The sequence below is a fragment of the Ruegeria sp. BHSB064 genome (assembly GCF_059613205.1).
The window spans coordinates 1-15,723 of sequence record NZ_JBXWSB010000107.1 but is presented as its reverse complement, the minus strand read 5'-3'; the positions used below and the strand labels follow the sequence as shown (position 1 = coordinate 15,723).

The 15,723-nt window shown below is 56.0% G+C and carries 15 protein-coding genes and 1 pseudogene; 8 read left to right on the top strand and 8 right to left on the bottom strand.

The annotated features are described in order from the left end of the window. Positions 1–363: pseudogene (locus AC2FNU_RS19615) on the bottom strand (ABC transporter ATP-binding protein); the annotation flags it as partial. Continuing rightward, positions 363–1,946 (bottom strand): flagellar basal-body MS-ring/collar protein FliF, encoded by a 1,584-nt coding sequence (gene fliF / locus AC2FNU_RS19610; protein WP_496791723.1) that lies wholly within the window; start codon positions 1,944–1,946, stop codon positions 363–365. The gene fliF and the pseudogene AC2FNU_RS19615, both read right to left, overlap by 1 nt. A 118-nt stretch (positions 1,947–2,064) precedes the next feature. Here fliF and AC2FNU_RS19605 point away from each other — a divergent pair, with 118 nt between their 5' ends. Genes AC2FNU_RS19605 through AC2FNU_RS19585 form a run of 5 tightly spaced genes read left to right on the top strand, consistent with a single transcriptional unit; the run spans position 2,065 to position 6,690 of the window. Then, positions 2,065–2,562, top strand: coding sequence for a flagellar basal body-associated FliL family protein (locus AC2FNU_RS19605; protein WP_496791722.1), 498 nt, complete (start codon positions 2,065–2,067; stop codon positions 2,560–2,562). A 9-nt stretch (positions 2,563–2,571) separates the two neighbouring features. Beyond that, positions 2,572–3,057 carry a hypothetical protein gene (locus AC2FNU_RS19600; RefSeq protein WP_496791721.1) on the top strand — a complete coding sequence of 162 codons (486 nt, stop codon included), beginning with the start codon at positions 2,572–2,574 and terminating at the stop codon, positions 3,055–3,057. Next, positions 3,054–3,638, top strand: a complete 585-nt coding sequence (locus AC2FNU_RS19595) for a MotE family protein (RefSeq protein ID WP_496791720.1) — start codon at positions 3,054–3,056, stop codon at positions 3,636–3,638. Before AC2FNU_RS19600 ends, AC2FNU_RS19595 begins: the two co-directional genes overlap by 4 nt. A gap of 47 nt (positions 3,639–3,685) precedes the next feature. Continuing rightward, positions 3,686–4,555 carry a flagellar motor stator protein MotA gene (gene motA, locus AC2FNU_RS19590; protein WP_496791719.1) on the top strand — a complete coding sequence of 290 codons (870 nt, stop codon included), beginning with the start codon at positions 3,686–3,688 and terminating at the stop codon, positions 4,553–4,555. Further along, positions 4,552–6,690: a hypothetical protein gene (locus tag AC2FNU_RS19585; RefSeq protein ID WP_496791718.1), complete on the top strand. Its 2,139-nt coding sequence runs from the start codon at positions 4,552–4,554 to the stop codon at positions 6,688–6,690. The genes motA and AC2FNU_RS19585 overlap by 4 nt, the downstream gene beginning before the upstream one ends. A gap of 236 nt (positions 6,691–6,926) precedes the next feature. On the opposite strand, the gene betB is transcribed toward AC2FNU_RS19585, so the two are convergent. Continuing rightward, the gene (gene betB / locus AC2FNU_RS19580) at positions 6,927–8,381 is read right to left on the bottom strand and encodes a betaine-aldehyde dehydrogenase (protein ID WP_496791717.1); all 1,455 of its coding nucleotides are present in this window, start codon (positions 8,379–8,381) and stop codon (positions 6,927–6,929) included. Between the two features lie 186 nt (positions 8,382–8,567). Here betB and AC2FNU_RS19575 point away from each other — a divergent pair, with 186 nt between their 5' ends. Then, positions 8,568–8,897 carry a hypothetical protein gene (locus AC2FNU_RS19575; RefSeq protein ID WP_496791716.1) on the top strand — a complete coding sequence of 110 codons (330 nt, stop codon included), beginning with the start codon at positions 8,568–8,570 and terminating at the stop codon, positions 8,895–8,897. A 3-nt stretch (positions 8,898–8,900) separates the two neighbouring features. Here the strand turns inward: AC2FNU_RS19575 and AC2FNU_RS19570 are convergent, their stop codons facing one another. Both AC2FNU_RS19570 and trhO read right to left on the bottom strand, forming a co-directional pair. Continuing rightward, positions 8,901–9,413, bottom strand: coding sequence for a potassium channel family protein (locus tag AC2FNU_RS19570; protein ID WP_496791715.1), 513 nt, complete (start codon positions 9,411–9,413; stop codon positions 8,901–8,903). Between the two features lie 64 nt (positions 9,414–9,477). Next, positions 9,478–10,383, bottom strand: coding sequence for an oxygen-dependent tRNA uridine(34) hydroxylase TrhO (gene trhO, locus AC2FNU_RS19565; protein ID WP_496791714.1), 906 nt, complete (start codon positions 10,381–10,383; stop codon positions 9,478–9,480). 96 nt (positions 10,384–10,479) lie between these two features. On the opposite strand from trhO, the gene pncA reads away from it, so the two are divergent. Further along, a complete protein-coding gene (gene pncA / locus AC2FNU_RS19560; protein WP_496791713.1) occupies positions 10,480–11,073 on the top strand; it encodes a bifunctional nicotinamidase/pyrazinamidase in 594 nt (197 codons plus the stop codon). Here the strand turns inward: pncA and AC2FNU_RS19555 are convergent. Beyond that, positions 11,070–11,597, bottom strand: a complete 528-nt coding sequence (locus AC2FNU_RS19555) for a hypothetical protein (protein WP_496791712.1) — start codon at positions 11,595–11,597, stop codon at positions 11,070–11,072. The genes pncA and AC2FNU_RS19555 overlap by 4 nt on opposite strands. Before the next feature lie 164 nt (positions 11,598–11,761). Between AC2FNU_RS19555 and pncB the strand changes: the two genes are divergently transcribed. Next, positions 11,762–13,054 carry a nicotinate phosphoribosyltransferase gene (gene pncB, locus AC2FNU_RS19550; RefSeq protein ID WP_496791711.1) on the top strand — a complete coding sequence of 431 codons (1,293 nt, stop codon included), beginning with the start codon at positions 11,762–11,764 and terminating at the stop codon, positions 13,052–13,054. On the opposite strand, the gene AC2FNU_RS19545 is transcribed toward pncB, so the two are convergent. Continuing rightward, positions 13,051–14,502, bottom strand: coding sequence for an aldehyde dehydrogenase family protein (locus tag AC2FNU_RS19545; protein ID WP_496791710.1), 1,452 nt, complete (start codon positions 14,500–14,502; stop codon positions 13,051–13,053). The two genes, pncB and AC2FNU_RS19545, sit on opposite strands and share 4 nt — an antisense overlap. Positions 14,503–14,535: 33 nt before the next feature. Next, on the bottom strand, positions 14,536–15,723 hold a 1,188-nt coding region (locus AC2FNU_RS19540), incomplete at its 5' end, for a dipeptide ABC transporter ATP-binding protein (protein ID WP_496791709.1).

The following is a 15,723-nucleotide window of genomic DNA, read 5'->3' as shown; positions in this document are numbered from 1 at the left end:
CTGCTCGATCTGCGACCTCGCCATCTCGGACAATTGTTCAACAAGACGTGCGGCCAGCCCTTGCTCGACCATCTGGGGCAAAACCTTTTGGACCAGACTTTCAAACATCGGCTCCAATGACATGGTCATCCGCGTCATTGCCTCGTGATAGGTGAATGACATGTCCTCCAGCGACTGCGCGAGCTCAGACGAAACCTTCCCACGGCTTTGTTCCTGTGCCTGACAGGCGTCTTCCCAACCGGCTCCGTAGCCTTCTTCGAAAGATGCAAGCCGTTGCTCTTCCAGCGTTTCCTCATCAATCAGCAGAACGCTGCCAGTGCTGGTCTGAGCGGTGAAATCCTCAAGCAGATGGGCAATCGACATCACACCCTCTCCTCGCCTTCTTCAAGCCAACTGCGCAGAATCTCGACAGTTTCTTCCTGCTTGTCCCCGATCATTGTTCGCAATCGTTCGACTGGATCTTCAGCCACGCCCGCGCTCAGTGCTGGAACGCTTGCCTGTGGCGGCAAAGGTGCGAAATTCGCAGCCTCGTCCGATGCGATTTCACCGGTCAATACCGAAGAATCCCCTCCGGTTTCGTCTGCGGCAGGCAGCAGCGCCGGTGCCATTGGTGGCTTTGTCAAAATCGGCCGGATGACGAACAGTGCAAGCACCAACGAAACCACAGCCAAAACTGCCATCTGGATCAAAGACATGGCGTCCAGATGAATGTTTTGCCACATTGAATAGGAGGCCAGTGTGCCTTGCGGCTCTACAGCAGGCAGGTCCAGAGACTTCAGGGTAATCACATCGCCCCGAGCAGCATCGAAACCCACGGCAGAAGCCACAAGTTCCTGAAGCGCATCCAGCTCTGCCTGGGGCAGTGGCGCGAATGTTTCAACACCAGAGCCATCCACTGTCCGGACCCCGTTGACCAACACAGCGACCGTTAGTCTTTTGATCGCACCGGGTGCGGTATGCACTTCAAGCTCAGTCTCAGAGACCTCGTAGTTCACACGCTCACGCGTTTGGGTTGCGGTGGAGTTTGATTCATCCCCGCCAGCCCCATCTCCGTCGGGCAGGTTCGATGCCACTGTGACATCGGAGGACTGATTGCGGGCGCTGTCCGAGCGTTCCTCGACATCGGTGCTGATCGCCACACGGCCCTTAGGATCAAACCGTCGCTCGCGGATGGATTCGGTTTTGGTTTCAGTGTCTACACTGACCTCGACCACCGCATTTCCGGTTCCAACGCGCGCTTCGACCAGACGCAGAACGCGTTCACGCAGTTGGCGCGATTTATCTTCCGCTGTTTCAGCGGCCACAGCGGTGTCTTGCCCACCGATCACGGCCCCGTTCGAGTCAATCACGGTCACGTTCTCGGGTGCAAGTCCGCTCACGGCTGAGGCAACAAGGAACCGGATGGCCTTGGCCTGATCACCGGTGATGTCGGCGCCGGACGGCACCAAATAAACGGAAGCCGTAGGTGACACATTGCGCTGGAACGGGTTCGCCGAGCCGTTGGCGATGTGCACACGTGCCTGGCTGACATGCCGACTGCCGACTATTGTACGCGCCAACTCCCCTTCTTTTGCGCGCCAGTAAGCTGCATCGAACATCTGCGAGGTGGTGCCAAACCCGCTCAGCGAATCCAGCAGTTCATACCCCCGGTTGCCATTTGCTGGCAGGCCTTCGCTGGCCAGAGTCATCCGCAACTCATCCCGCTGCGCGCCGGGGACATAGATTGAACCACCGCGAATCTCATAGGTGACACCGCGCTGATCCAACGCACGCACGATGTCCCCCGCCGCGCCGCTTTCCAGACCGGCATACAGCAGCGTCATCGACGGCGCGGTTACAAGGCGGGACATTCCGAGAATTCCCAAGAACACCAGTACGGCTGCACCGGCAACGATGAATTGTTTACGCCTGTCCAAACTTGCCCAGACAGTTCCGATCTGCTGCACGCTCACCTCCGACTCGCCGACATTCTGCCCGGCGCACCTTTTGTTTGGACGATTGCCCTTAACAATCGGTTAGTCCCTGACCGGTTATGAAACGACAGAACGGATAAATGAGGACGTCATGACCGACGCAACGGCTGAGCAGGCAGAAACCCCTGACAAAAAGGGAAAAAAAGCAATGCTTATCGGAGTGATTCTGGCAATTGCCGGGGCTGCTGGCGGGTATTTCCTGACCTCTTCAGGGCTGATTCCGTTGGGCGGTAATGCCGCAAAAGAATCAAGTCAGGACGTGGAAAAGGACAAGCCAGCCAAAGCTCTGGCAGATGTCGGATTCATCGATCTTCCACCCGTAATCGTTTTAGTGAGTTCAGGCGGATCTCGGCATCTGAAATTTCATGCACAACTCGAGGTTAACGCCCCGTACATGGTTGATGTGGAAAAAATGCAGCCGCGAATCATGGATGTGCTTAACGGATATCTACGGGCTGTAGAGCTTCAGGATCTTGAAGATTCGCTGGCGCTGATGCGCATCCGGGGCCACTTGCTGCGGCGCATTGAAATAGTCGTGGGCGAAGGTCGCGTTCGTGACGTGCTGATCATGGAATTTGTCCTGAATTAGGAGGCGGAATTGGAGCTGATTGCGGATTTTTTGCTGGTCGCCGGCGCACTGGGCGCAGGTCTGTATTGCTTGGTTCTGTCGCGCCGCCTCAAGCGGTTTACGGATCTGGAGAAAGGAGTTGGTGGTGCCGTGGCAGTGCTGTCAACTCAAGCGGAAGAACTGAAAAAATCACTGGAAGACGCACGCAGCGCGTCAGATCAGTCCGGTGAACAGCTTGGAGCGCTGACACAAAGGGCTGAAAGCGTCGCGCAGCGACTGGAGCTCATGATGGCGTCAATGCACGACATTACCGGTGCAGAAGTCGCTAAACCTGATGCATCGGAAGAGCCGGTTCTTGCTGAAATTCAGCCAAAAGAGCCAAGCAATGTCGAGAATGAAACAACCCATGAACCTGCCGAACCCGATGAATCCGAGGTGAAGCAAGAGCTGAACAAAGTACCTGACGGGCTGATGTTCTTCCGCCATGACCGTAAACAGGGTGGAGCCCGGGTATGAGCCGTTCGCGCCTCCCCCGGCAAGATACCCGTCAAAGGGCCAGTGTTCTTGCGGTCATTGCCTTATTGATGCTGGGCTCTGCTGCTATTCGCGTCGGATTAGAGGCGGGACCAGCCCTTGCGAAGCCAACCGAACCTGAAGCAGCAAACCACAAAGTCATAGCACCAGAGGCGCGGGACATTCAGGCGCTTTTGACAGAGCTTTTGCAGCGGGAAGAACGTCTCAATCTACGAGAAGACGCACTTCGGGACCAGGAAAAAGCGCTTGAGATCGCAGGTCAGGCCATTGATGCACGTCTGGTTGCGCTTGAAGAGGCAGAGGAGTCCCTGCGTGCCACCTTGGCCGTTGCTGATAACGCAGCAGAGAATGACCTGACACGTCTGACAGATGTTTATCAAACCATGAAACCCAAAGACGCAGCAGCGTTGTTTGAAACCATGGATCCAACTTTTGCCGCTGGGTTTCTGTCACGTATGCCTCCTGAGTCAGCGGCCGGGATACTGACAGGCCTCAGCCCCGAGGCGGCCTACACGATCAGCGTTGTTATGGCGGGGCGCAATGCCTCGGCCCCACTCGAGTAGTCATCCGTGTTTCCACGTTTTGCGCACCACCTAACCGGAGATCTCAAATGATTGGAATTGTTGGAATTGTCGTCATCTTCGTGATGGTTTTCGGCGGCTATCTTGCTGCTGGCGGCAAGATGACCATCATTCTTAAATCGCTTCCGTTTGAAATGATGATGATAGGCGGCGCCGCCGTTGGCGCTTTTTTGATCAGCAATGACTTGGGGGGTGTGAAACATACGATCAAAGATATGGGGAAGGTCTTCAAAGGCCCGAAATGGAAACCCGAAGATTATCGCGACCTTCTTTGCCTTTTGTTTTCGCTGATCCGTATTGCCCGTGCCAATCCTGTCGAGGTCGAACGGCATATCGAAGACCCCGATAGCTCCAGCTTGTTTTCTGCATATCCGAAGATTCAATCCGACAAAGAGGCGGTGGATTTGATCTGCGATACCATGCGCTCTGCCGCGATGAACTACGATGATCCGCACCAGGTCGAAGAAGTGCTGGAAAAGAGGATGGACGCGAACTTTCATCACGCGATGCATTCAAGCCACGCGTTGCAAACAGTGGCGGATGGCCTGCCCGCGCTTGGGATCGTTGCGGCCGTTTTGGGAGTGATCAAGACAATGGGCTCGATCGATCAACCACCGGAAGTTTTGGGTAAACTGATCGGCGGTGCGCTTGTTGGAACATTTCTTGGGGTGTTCCTGGCCTACGGTCTGGTCGGTCCTTTTGCAGGAAAGCTGAAGTCTGTGGTCGAGGAAGACAACCACTTCTACCAATTGATCAAGGAAGTCCTGGTTGCGAACCTGCACAACCACAACGCCGCCATGTGTATCGAGGTCGGACGTCAGAACACACCCACCCACAACCGCCCCGGCTTTTCCGAGCTTGAAGAAGCCTTGAAAGAACTCAAACAGGCGGCAGCATGAAGCATCTCGGGATTCTGTTTGCAGCATTGATCGCAACGGTCACTGCCGCAGGGGCACAGAACGTCACGGTTCGATCAGGTGAGCATGACGGATTCACGCGTTTGGTTTTCAACGTGCCGCCGGACACAGGCTGGACGCTGGCCCAACGCAAAAACGGTGCGCACTTAACACTTGCTTTGGAAAACGCGACCTTTCAGACAAGTTCGGTATTCAGAAGATTGACGACGAACCGACTTGCATCAATCCTGCAGTCTCAACCCGGTGGTGCTTTGGAGTTGGAGTTTGGGTGCGAGTGCGTGGCGTCGGCTTTCCTGTACGGAAATTCGATGATCGTTTTGGATATCGCGCCAGGTGAAACCCTGCCGCCGCTCCTCGCTGAACTTCCACCTCCAAAAAAACGGACGACCAACAAGGAAACGTTCGGCACAAATGTGGACAAACAGGTGGCAACGTTGGATCTGCCGCTTCTTGAACACGGGCTAAAGGATCAATTGTCTACGCGCCTTCTGCAAGGCGCGGATCGAAAGCTGCTGGGTCTAAGCCTGACATCAGTTGGTCCGCGCAACTCTGGGCCATCTGCGGCAACGCTCCTGCCAACAGGTTTGGGTGCGAATATAAGGTTGTCCTCGGTTTTGGATGATCTGGAAAACATTCTGAATGCCGAGCTGCCGCAAATAGAAGATAAACCGGCGTGCATCACAACAGCAGATCTGGCATTCGCAGACTGGTCAGGGGAGGAGCCCTTTGCAACCCAAGTATCTGAACTGCGAGCAAGTCTATACACAGAGTTTGACCGTCTTGATGCAGACAAGACACTGAAATTGTCGAAGCTATTCGTGTTCCACGGATTTGGGGCCGAAGCTTTGGCCGCGCTGCAACTGCTTGAGACGCAGCCTGATGAAGCGGATCGCATCGAAGTGATCGCCCGGCTCGTAGATGGTAATTCATCCCAAAGCCCTAATCCTTTCAATGGGCTGCAACGCTGCAACAGTGACGCATCGCTTTGGGCCGTACTAACAGAAGAAGCTTTGGCCTCAGATGCGAATGTTGAAGCGATAGAGCAGGCTTTTACCAAGCTACCTGCCCACCTGCGTCGCCAGTTCGGAACGCAGCTGTCCGAGATTCTGGTTGACGCCCAGAAGATGGAGGCCGCCCGCAGAGTGATAAGGTCGGTCGATCGCGTCGAACAGACCACCTCAACCAGCACAAAACATGCCAAAGCTGTTGTTGCTGCTGCAGAAGGCAATGGGGCCAAAGAAGAAGAACTGCTGAACGAAATTGTATCGTCACCCAAAGCCTCGCCGGATGCGCCGGTGGCTTTGGCGCGCCTGATCGAAAAGCGTTGGGCCGACCGCATTGCAGTTTCATCGCAGGAACTGCAGCTGGCAGCGTCTTTTGCGGTCGAATATCGACGCTCAGATTTGGGTCCAATGATGGCCCGCACCCATGCGATCGCTCTGAGCCTGAACCAGGATTTCGACCCTGCCTTCGACATAATCCTGAACCTGCCAAGCGGCCAAGACCGGGATCGCGCATTCAACAATCATTTCCATCTGTTGGCGGAGCGTTCTGACGACGTGACCTTTTTACGTCAAACCTTTCAAGTGCTGCAGGCCGGCAACGCTGCTGATCTCACAACAGATGCAGCAATCGCCCTCAGTGATCGACTTATCGCACTTGGTTTTGCGGAGCAGGCATTTGTCCTGTCCAACCGACCTGAAGATCAAACGCATCGCATTGAGAGAGCCCGCTTGCGTGCCAAAGCAGCCCTTTATGCAGGGCGTCCGCACCATGCTTTGCTTGAGCTGGCCGAGGACAATTCGGACAAATCTCTTACATTACGGGCGCAAGCGATGGACAAAACGCAGGACTTTGAGACCGCGGCCGAAATCCTGAAAAACCTGGGAGAAAGAGAAGCCGCAAACCGCCTCTTCTGGTTGGCAGGCCTGCCGAGTGAGACGCTTGAACCTCAGGACGGGAAATACGCGATCCTCAATCAAACCACACAAGCCCTGTTGAATGCGCCCGTTCGGCATCTGGAAAAACCTTTGCAGGACGCTGAGGGGCTGCTTGAAAACAGTGAGTTAGCACGGAAACAAATCACCGAGATGCTGAACGCGGTCAGCCCGGACTGACACCAGGAAGGCACGCTTCACAACAAATCTTGCAATATAACGTAGGAGGATCACACAGATGGATTGGCACCATGGTCGCAGTCAAACTCATTTTTGCCAGTGACGCGCTGTCTGAGTTTGAGCAAAAAAATCGGTCCGCGAAGCAGGCTTAAATTATGCCCCGCAAAGATGCTCTGCTCCCGGTCTATCGAGCCGGGAACAGAGGGAAAACGGGCATATCTGCAAGCGCCCGATCCTTAATACGGAGCTTCGACCTCGTTCATCGAGACATAGACGGTTTTCATCTCACTGAAATGGTTAATCGCAAGCTTCGAGTTTTCGCGACCCACGCCTGACATTTTCGATCCACCAAACGGGGCTTCGACAGGGGCCAGGTTGTAGGTGTTGATATAACAGGTGCCCGCCTCGAACCCGGCCACCACGCGGTGGGCTCGAGTCAAATCGCTTGTGAAGACACCGGCCGCCAGACCAAATTCGGTATCGTTGGCGCGGGCCATGACTTCAGCTTCGGTGTCAAAATCCAGCACAGACATCACCGGGCCAAAGATTTCTTCGCGCGCGATGGTCATGTCGTCGGTCACGTCGGCAAAAACTGTGGGTTGCATGTAGAACCCATCGCCATCTATCCGCTCACCACCATAGACCAGACGCGCGCCCTCGGCCTTGCCTTTTTCGATATAGCCCAGAGCAATATTCATCTGATTTTCGCTGACCATCGGGCCAAAGCTGACATTCTCATCCATGGGGTCGCCGATTTTGGCGTTGGCCAGACGTTCGGACAGGCGTTTGAGGAAAGTTCCTTTGATACCTTTTTGCACAAACACGCGGGTACCGTTGGAACAGACCTGACCCGATGAATAGAAGTTGCCCAAAATAGCGCCTGAAACGGCGTTTTCGATATCGGCGTCGTCAAACACGATCATCGGGGATTTACCGCCCAATTCCATGGTGACGTGTTTCATGCCTTCTGCTGCCGCGGCATAGACCTTGCGGCCGGTGGGAACAGAGCCAGTCAGCGAGACCTTGGCCACGCGCGGATCAGTGACCAGCGCAGCGCCCACATCCCCATACCCCTGGATCACGTTGTAAACGCCTTTTGGCGCACCGGCCTCGATTAAGATTTCTGCTACTTTTAACGCCGAAAGAGGCGTGGTTTCCGAAGGTTTGAACACCATCGTGTTACCGCAGGCCAGCGCCGGGGCCCCTTTCCAGCAAGCGATTTGAGTTGGGTAATTCCAGGCACCGATCCCGACGCAAACGCCCAGAGCCTCGCGGATCGTGTAGACAAAATCTCCCCCGCCCAACGGAATATGTTCGCCGGTCAAACTGCCTGCCAGGCCACCAAAGTACTCCAGAGCATCCGCGCCCGAGGTGGCATCCGCCACGGTGGTTTCCTGGATGGGTTTTCCGGTGTCATGTGTTTCCAGAACAGAAAGGTCGTAATTGCGTTCGCGCATGATGTCGGCTGCACGGCGCAACACCCGCCCCCGCTCGGTTCCCGACATAGCGGCCCAAGCCGTCTGGGCCCTTTTTGCGCTATTTAGAGCCTTTTCAACGATTGCGGGTGTGGCTGAATGCACTCGTGCGATCACCTCGCCGGTGGCCGGATAGATCACGTCGATGGCGGCACCATCTGTATCTTCGACATAAGCGCCATCAATGAAATGGCTGGCTTTGGGCTGAAACTTCATACCAATTCCTCTTCTATTCACCCGTCTGAACGGGACAATTGGTTCGTTGAAATCGGCCCTAAAGATTATTGATTGACCAGTCAATAAAATCATTCAAGCGGCAGGATCATGCCAACTGAAGCCCCCAAACCTTGAAAATTTTGGTTAATGTTCTATTTATGTTCCACATAGTCAGAGGATAAACCGATGGCCCAGCACTCGCGCCAATCTGCCCTGAACGGGCCCAGCAACGACTACCATTTGCTTCCGGTGACGGACCGGCAGATGCGCTATGCCCGCGCGATTGCCGAAAAGTCGGCCTTGGAGATACCGGCCGAGGCGCAACGTGACCGAAAGCTGCTGTCGGATTGGATTTCAACACACAAGCCGCGCGGCACGTCGCAATTCGACAATTACCCAACAGGCAAGCAGGTCGCCTTTGCCGAGCGGATTTCACGCAGCAAACGCCGCCCGATCCCGTCCGAGTGTTTTCGTGACAAGAATATTATGTCGCGCTGGATTGATCACAACAAATAGACCCTATTTCGGGTCTTCTTGGCTGTGATTACGCGCGTAAAGCGCGACTGCCGCCGCAACAAACATGCCCAGCAGAATATATCCCGTCACAGCCTCGGACACGGCAAGTCCCCGGCACAGGCCGGTTGGGGACATGTCGCCATATCCAACCGTTGTGAAGGTCACGTAGGAAAAATACAAAATATCACCCGGACCTTTTGCACCCACAACACAATGATCGTTGTATCCGAAGGCACCATAGACGGCAGCGAACAGGAACGGGACAACCTGTATGAACGACACCCCCATCAGAAACAAAAGCCTGCGCGGCGATTTCACTTGGGTCATGTAATACCAGGACTGCGACACCAGCCAGATCAACAGACCAACTGAAGCAATTGTGCCAATCGTGTCGCCTGCGGTCGCTTCGCTCAGGCGTGAAAGGCCATACCAAGCGAGAAAACTCGCCAGAACCAAACCCAACGCAGCCAGAAGGGTCGATTTCCATTCTTCCAATGTTGTGGGTTTGCGGTGCATGACGCCCCCTTGCGCAGAACTTCAGGTGATCATCCGACCTAACGCAAGGGCCTGCAACCCGAATTCAGTCCTGCCGCAAATGCGTCTCACCCCGTTCACGTGCCAGCAGGATCTGCTTTTGCCGCTCGCGAAAGCGCATTTTGTCAGCCTCCGATGTCTCATCGATACATTGGTGACAGGACACGCCATGTTCGAATTCCGGGCGGTTCATATCCTCGGGCAAGATCGGACGACGGCACCCATGGCAAAGCATGTGCGGACCTTCCACAAGGCCATGACCAACGGAAACGCGATTGTCGAATACGAAACACTCACCCTGCCAGGTGCTGTCTTCAGCGGGCGTTTCCTCCAGATACCGCAAGATGCCGCCTTTGAGGTGATAGACGTCCTCGACCCCCTGTCCCAGCAGGTAATTGGTGGATTTTTCGCAGCGGATACCCCCAGTGCAGAACATGGCAACGCGCTTGTTGTGAAAACGGTCCTTGTTGTCTTCCCACCACGCCGGAAAATCGCGGAAACTGGCTGTTTCAGGGTCTATTGCACCTTCAAACGTGCCTATCGCCACTTCGTAGTCGTTGCGCGTGTCGATCACCACAACATCGTCCGAGCGGATAAGGTCGTTCCAGTCCTGCGGCTCGACATAGTTGCCAACGCGGGCACGCGGATCGACATCCGGCTGCCCCATGGTCACGATTTCTTTCTTCAGCCGCACCTTCATCTTGCCAAATGGCGGATGATCCGAGGTCGCCTCTTTCCACTCAAGATCCGCGCAACCGGGCAAAGCGCGGATATGTGCCAGCACGGCATCTATTCCAGCACGCGGACCTGCGATGGTACCGTTGACCCCTTCGTGCGCCAGCAGCAATGTGCCGGTGACCGATTGGGCGCGGCACAGCTCCAGCAGCGGGTCGCGCAACGCGACGGGATCCGGGAAACGTGTGAAATGATACAGGGCAGCGATGGTATACATAGGCGCGATTTACCTTCGTAGACCCGAAGTCGCAAGGGAGTGCATTGACGCCTGACGCCCCGCCCCCTACCGATAAGACAATCAAAGGAGGCCGCAATGACCCATGCCCTGCTCGTCATCGATGTTCAGAACGATTTCTGCCCCGGCGGCGCGTTGGCGGTGGCCGGAGGGGATGAAATCGTCGCCCCCATCAACGCAATGATGGACGAATTTGACGCTGTGATCCTGACACAAGACTGGCACCCTGCAGGACATTCTTCCTTCGCCAGTTCACATGAAGGGAAAAACCCATTTGATCTGATCGAAATGCCCTACGGCCCTCAGGTTCTCTGGCCCGACCATTGTGTTCAAGGATCGCAGGGGGCCGCATTTCATTCCGATCTCCGCGTAAACGGCGATTTGATCCTCCGCAAAGGGTTTCGCGGTGCCATCGACAGCTATTCTGCATTTTTTGAGAATGATCACAAAACGCCCACAGGGCTGAAAGGCTATCTGGAAACCCGCGGCATCGACCGTTTGACGCTTGTTGGTTTGGCCACTGATTTCTGCGTTCACTACTCGGCCGTGGATGCCGCGCGATTGGGGTTTGATGTCACCGTTCGCACGGATGCCTGCCGCGCCATCGATATGGACGGATCGCTGAGCGCAGCGGAACAGGCCATGCGCGACGCCGGAGTTACCCTGATCTAAGGGGTCGCACCGGCTGCGGCCAACAGCTTGAGAAGCACAAACAAAACGACCGCCAACCCTAATGCCAAACCGATGCGGCCCGGCACAGTCCTCCGATCCGCACTAGGCTGCGTCGGCGGCGGTGGCGAGCGTACTTGACGCGTGCGCACGATCCCGGACATCGGCTGCGCGGAACGCACATAACTCAGAAAATCCATCAGGTCGAATTCGCCGCAATATTCCCCCCGAACACCGCGCGTCTTTATATTGGCAAATAGTGACCTCAGAACCCGCACGCGGTCGGCTTGATCCTCGGCGGGAAAAACACCCGGCACGATGCCGCTGTTGCGCGACTCAAGACTGAACCCGGCGTCCAGGAACATCTTGCGAATCTTCGGCGACGTTCCCCGCAAAGCATCCGCAGTTCTAATGTCGCGGAAAACCGCATGCACCTGACGGCCCCCATCCCTCTGAACCTCCGGCTTTTCGGTGTCAAAATCGTCTAGTGCTGCTTTAACAATATCAAAATCGTACTCGAGACCCATTCACAAACTCAGTTCCGTATTTCCATCCCCTCTTCTCACTAACCGATGAAAACAATGCACAATATGCCGGTAATGTGACGTCATACTGGCATTGTCACCAAATCAGCGACTCTTGCCATTCCCGTTGTCGATTGATCTAACTACGGAAATTGCAGGAGTTCCCCATGGTCGACATTGCGACCCGTGTATACAATCACAAATGGCAGATTGACCCGATTGTCCGGTCTTTGATCGATACGGACTTCTACAAACTGCTGATGTGTCAGTCAGTGTTTCGAAACAAGCCCCAAACTACGGTGGCGTTTTCCCTGATAAACCGCTCGAATCACGTTCCTTTGGCGAAATTGATCGACGAAGGAGAACTGCGGGAACAACTGGATCACATCTGTTCCCTTCGTCTGAGCCGGGGCGAAAGTACCTGGCTTCGGGGCAATATGTTCTATGGAAAGCGGCAGATGTTCCGCTCGGATTTCATGGAATGGTTCGAGAATATGCGCCTGCCGCCCTACCATCTGGAACGCAAGGGCGATCAATATGAACTGACCTTCGAAGGCAAATGGCATGAGGTCATGCTGTGGGAAATCCCTGCGCTGGCGGTGTTGATGGAGCTGCGATCGCGCGCCGTTCTCAATGACATGCGAAGGTTCGAGCTGCAGGTGCTTTATGCCCGCGCGATGACCCGCGTGTGGGAAAAGATCGAAAAGCTGAGCTCGGTTGACGGTTTGAGCATTGCGGACTTCGGCACGCGGCGGCGGCATTCCTTTCTGTGGCAGGATTGGTGCGTGCAAGCGATGATGGAAGGATTGGGCGCGTCGTTTACCGGGACGTCAAATTGCCTGATCGCCATGCGGCGCGAAGTTGAGGCCATCGGCACCAACGCGCATGAATTACCCATGGTCTATTCCGCGCTGGCCGACACCGACGCAGAACTGGCGCAGGCCCCTTACGACGTCCTGAGCGACTGGCATGATGAGCATGACGGCAACCTGCGCATCATTTTGCCCGACACTTATGGAACCAAAGGTTTCCTGGACAACGCCCCCGACTGGTTGGCTGGCTGGACCGGTATACGCATCGACAGCGGCGATCCGGCGGCAGGGGCCGAAGTGGCCATCGAGTGGTGGAAGTCGCGCGGCGAAGATCCGACCCAAAAGCGGATCATTTTCTCAGATGGTTTGGACGTCGAGAAAATTCAGGAATTGCACACCCAATTCGCAGGTCGCGCCAATATTTCCTTTGGCTGGGGCACTTTGCTGACCAACGATTTTCGCGGACTTGTGCCCAATGACGCACTGGCCCCGTTCTCATTGGTCTGCAAAGCGGTATCCGCCAACGGGCGCCCCACGGTGAAACTGTCGGACAACCCGGAAAAGGCGATGGGACCACAAGACCAGATCAAGCGTTACAAACGAGTGTTTGGGGTCGGTGCGCAAGAAGCGATCGAGGTCGTCGTTTAACCGTGATAGGCGGCAACTGTCTTAAGTTGTGAGAACCCGTACAACGCCTCGAACCCTTTTTCGCGACCGTGACCGGATTTGCCCACACCGCCAAAGGGCAATTCAACGCCGCCCCCAGCGCCGTAGTTGTTTATGAAGACCTGCCCAGAATGAAGCCCCTTCGCCAATCGCATCTGCCGGGCCCCGTCGCGCGTCCAGATGCTGGCAACCAGACCGTATTCCGTGCTGTTTGCAATTGTTAGAGCCTGTTCTTCGGTGTCAAACGGGATCAAAACCTGAACCGGGCCAAATATCTCGTCCCGTGCCAGCACATGATCAGGCGGTACATCAGCAAACAAGGTGGGCCGGACGTAAGCGCCGGTTTCAGGCGCGTCACTGACAATCTGCCCCTGTGCCGCGATGGTAAGATCCGTGCCTTTGCCCAGAAAACCACTGACGATCTGTTTCTGCCGGTCCGAGATCAAGGGCCCCACGCGCAGATCCTGCATTGCAGGTCCGACGGTCAGCTGTTCATAGGCTTCAGACATACGGGACTTGACTTGATCGTATACGCCACGCTGAACCAGAATGCGGGACGAGGCTGAACAGGTCTGCCCTGCGTTCTGTATGCCAGCATTCACCAAAAACGGCAGCGCCGCGTCCAGATCGGCATCGTCAAAGACTAGTTGAGGGGATTTCCCACCCAGCTCCAGCGTTACAGGCACCACATTGCGGCCAGCTGCCTGTTGCACCAGGGCCCCGGTGGCGACAGAGCCCGTGAACGAGATATGGTTGACATCTGGATGCGCCGACAGCGCTGCGCCCGCCTCAGATCCAAAACCGGGCACGACGTTCAAAGCACCGGCAGGCAAACCCGCCTGCTGCGCCAGATGAGCAAAGGCCAATGCCGTTAAACACGCTTCCTCTGCAGGTTTCAGAACGCAAGCATTGCCCATGGCCAGCGCTGCACCGACCGAACGGCCGATGATCTGCATCGGATAGTTCCACGGCACGATATGGCCCGTCACCCCATGCGGTTCTCGCAACGTATAAACAGTGTATCCATCGAGATAGGGGATGGTCTCTCCCATCACCTTGTCCGCTGCACCGCCATAGAATTCGCAATACCGGGCCAGCGCGACAGCATCGGCACGGGCTTGCGTCAGCGGCTTGCCCACATCCATCGCCTCAAGCTGCGCAAGATCCTCGACCCGTTCCAGCACCAGCTGACCCAACCTCGTCAGAATACGCCCCCGCTCCAACGCCGTTTTACGCCCCCAATCGCCTTTCGTTGCGGCTTGAGCCGCTTGAACTGCGGCGTCGACATCTGGTTCGGAGCCACGTGCGATCCGGCAGATTTCGGTCCCGTCCGAGGGGTTGATGAGCGGCAGAGATTCACCCGAGGACGCGGGCACCCAGCGTTCATCAATCAGGCAAAGAGCGGGGTCGAACCATATCTTTTGCGTCAATTTCGCCTCCGTTTCAGGCTCTATCTATAGGTTTCAGGCCAACAGCTGTCCAAGTTCTGGCAATCGGGGTGCGGCTGCGATCAGGGTTTGTGTGTAGGGGTGCTGTGGCGCCTCAAAGACCTGATCGGTCTTGCCCTGTTCCACGATCTGGCCGGATTGCATCACCAAAACGCGGTCGGTGACGGTGCGCACAACGCTCAGGTCATGACTGATGAACAGATAGGTCAGATCGTAGGCGTCGCAAAGCTCGGCCAACAGATCCAGGATTTGAGCCCGGACTGACACGTCAAGCGCCGAGACGGCCTCGTCAAACAGAATCAATTCGGGCTGGATGATCAGCGCTCGCGCGATAGCAATCCGCTGGCGCTGACCGCCCGAGAATTCGTGAATGTACTTGCCCGCATCATCCGGGCTGAGACCGACCGCTGTCAGCATCTCAGCGATCCGATCCTGACGGTCTGATCCGGTCGGCGGGGTATCCAGCAGATGGAACGGTTCGGTGATCAGACGCGCAACACGGTGGCGCGGGTTGAAACTGCCAAAGGGGTCCTGGAAAACCACCTGCATCTTCCGGCGCACCGCAAGGTTGGGTTTGTGACCTGTGAACACAGGCTGCCCGTCCAGTCGAATCTGGCCGGATTGCACCTCTTCCAGCCCTAAAATAGCCCGAGTTAGGGTCGATTTCCCGCAGCCGGACTCACCCACCAGCCCCAAACGCTCTCCTCGGTTGAGGGTAAAGCTTACACCATCCACAGCCCGGTGATGACGCGGCCTGTCAAATAATCCCTTACGGGGCAGGCAGTACTCACGCACGACCTGGCTCACTTCCAGCAACGGCTGCGGCTGCGGTGGTTCCGGCAGCGTGACCTGATGGCCGGATGCCTCAAACAGCATACGGGTGTAAGGGTGCTGCATGTTGTGCAACAGATGATTGGTCCCACCGCTTTCAACCACTTCCCCGTGACGCATAACGGTGATTTGGTCAGCCATATCCGCGACCACAGCCAGATCATGGGTGATCATCAGCAGACCCATGTCATATTCGCGCACCAATCCCCTGAGCAATTCGAGGATCTGCGCCTGCGTGGTGACATCCAGCGCCGTTGTTGGCTCGTCCGCGATCAGCAGCTTGGGGCGCAGGGCAATGGCCATGGCGATCACCACACGCTGGCGCTGCCCACCAGACAGCTCATGCGGATAACGGGACAAAGGGAATCGATC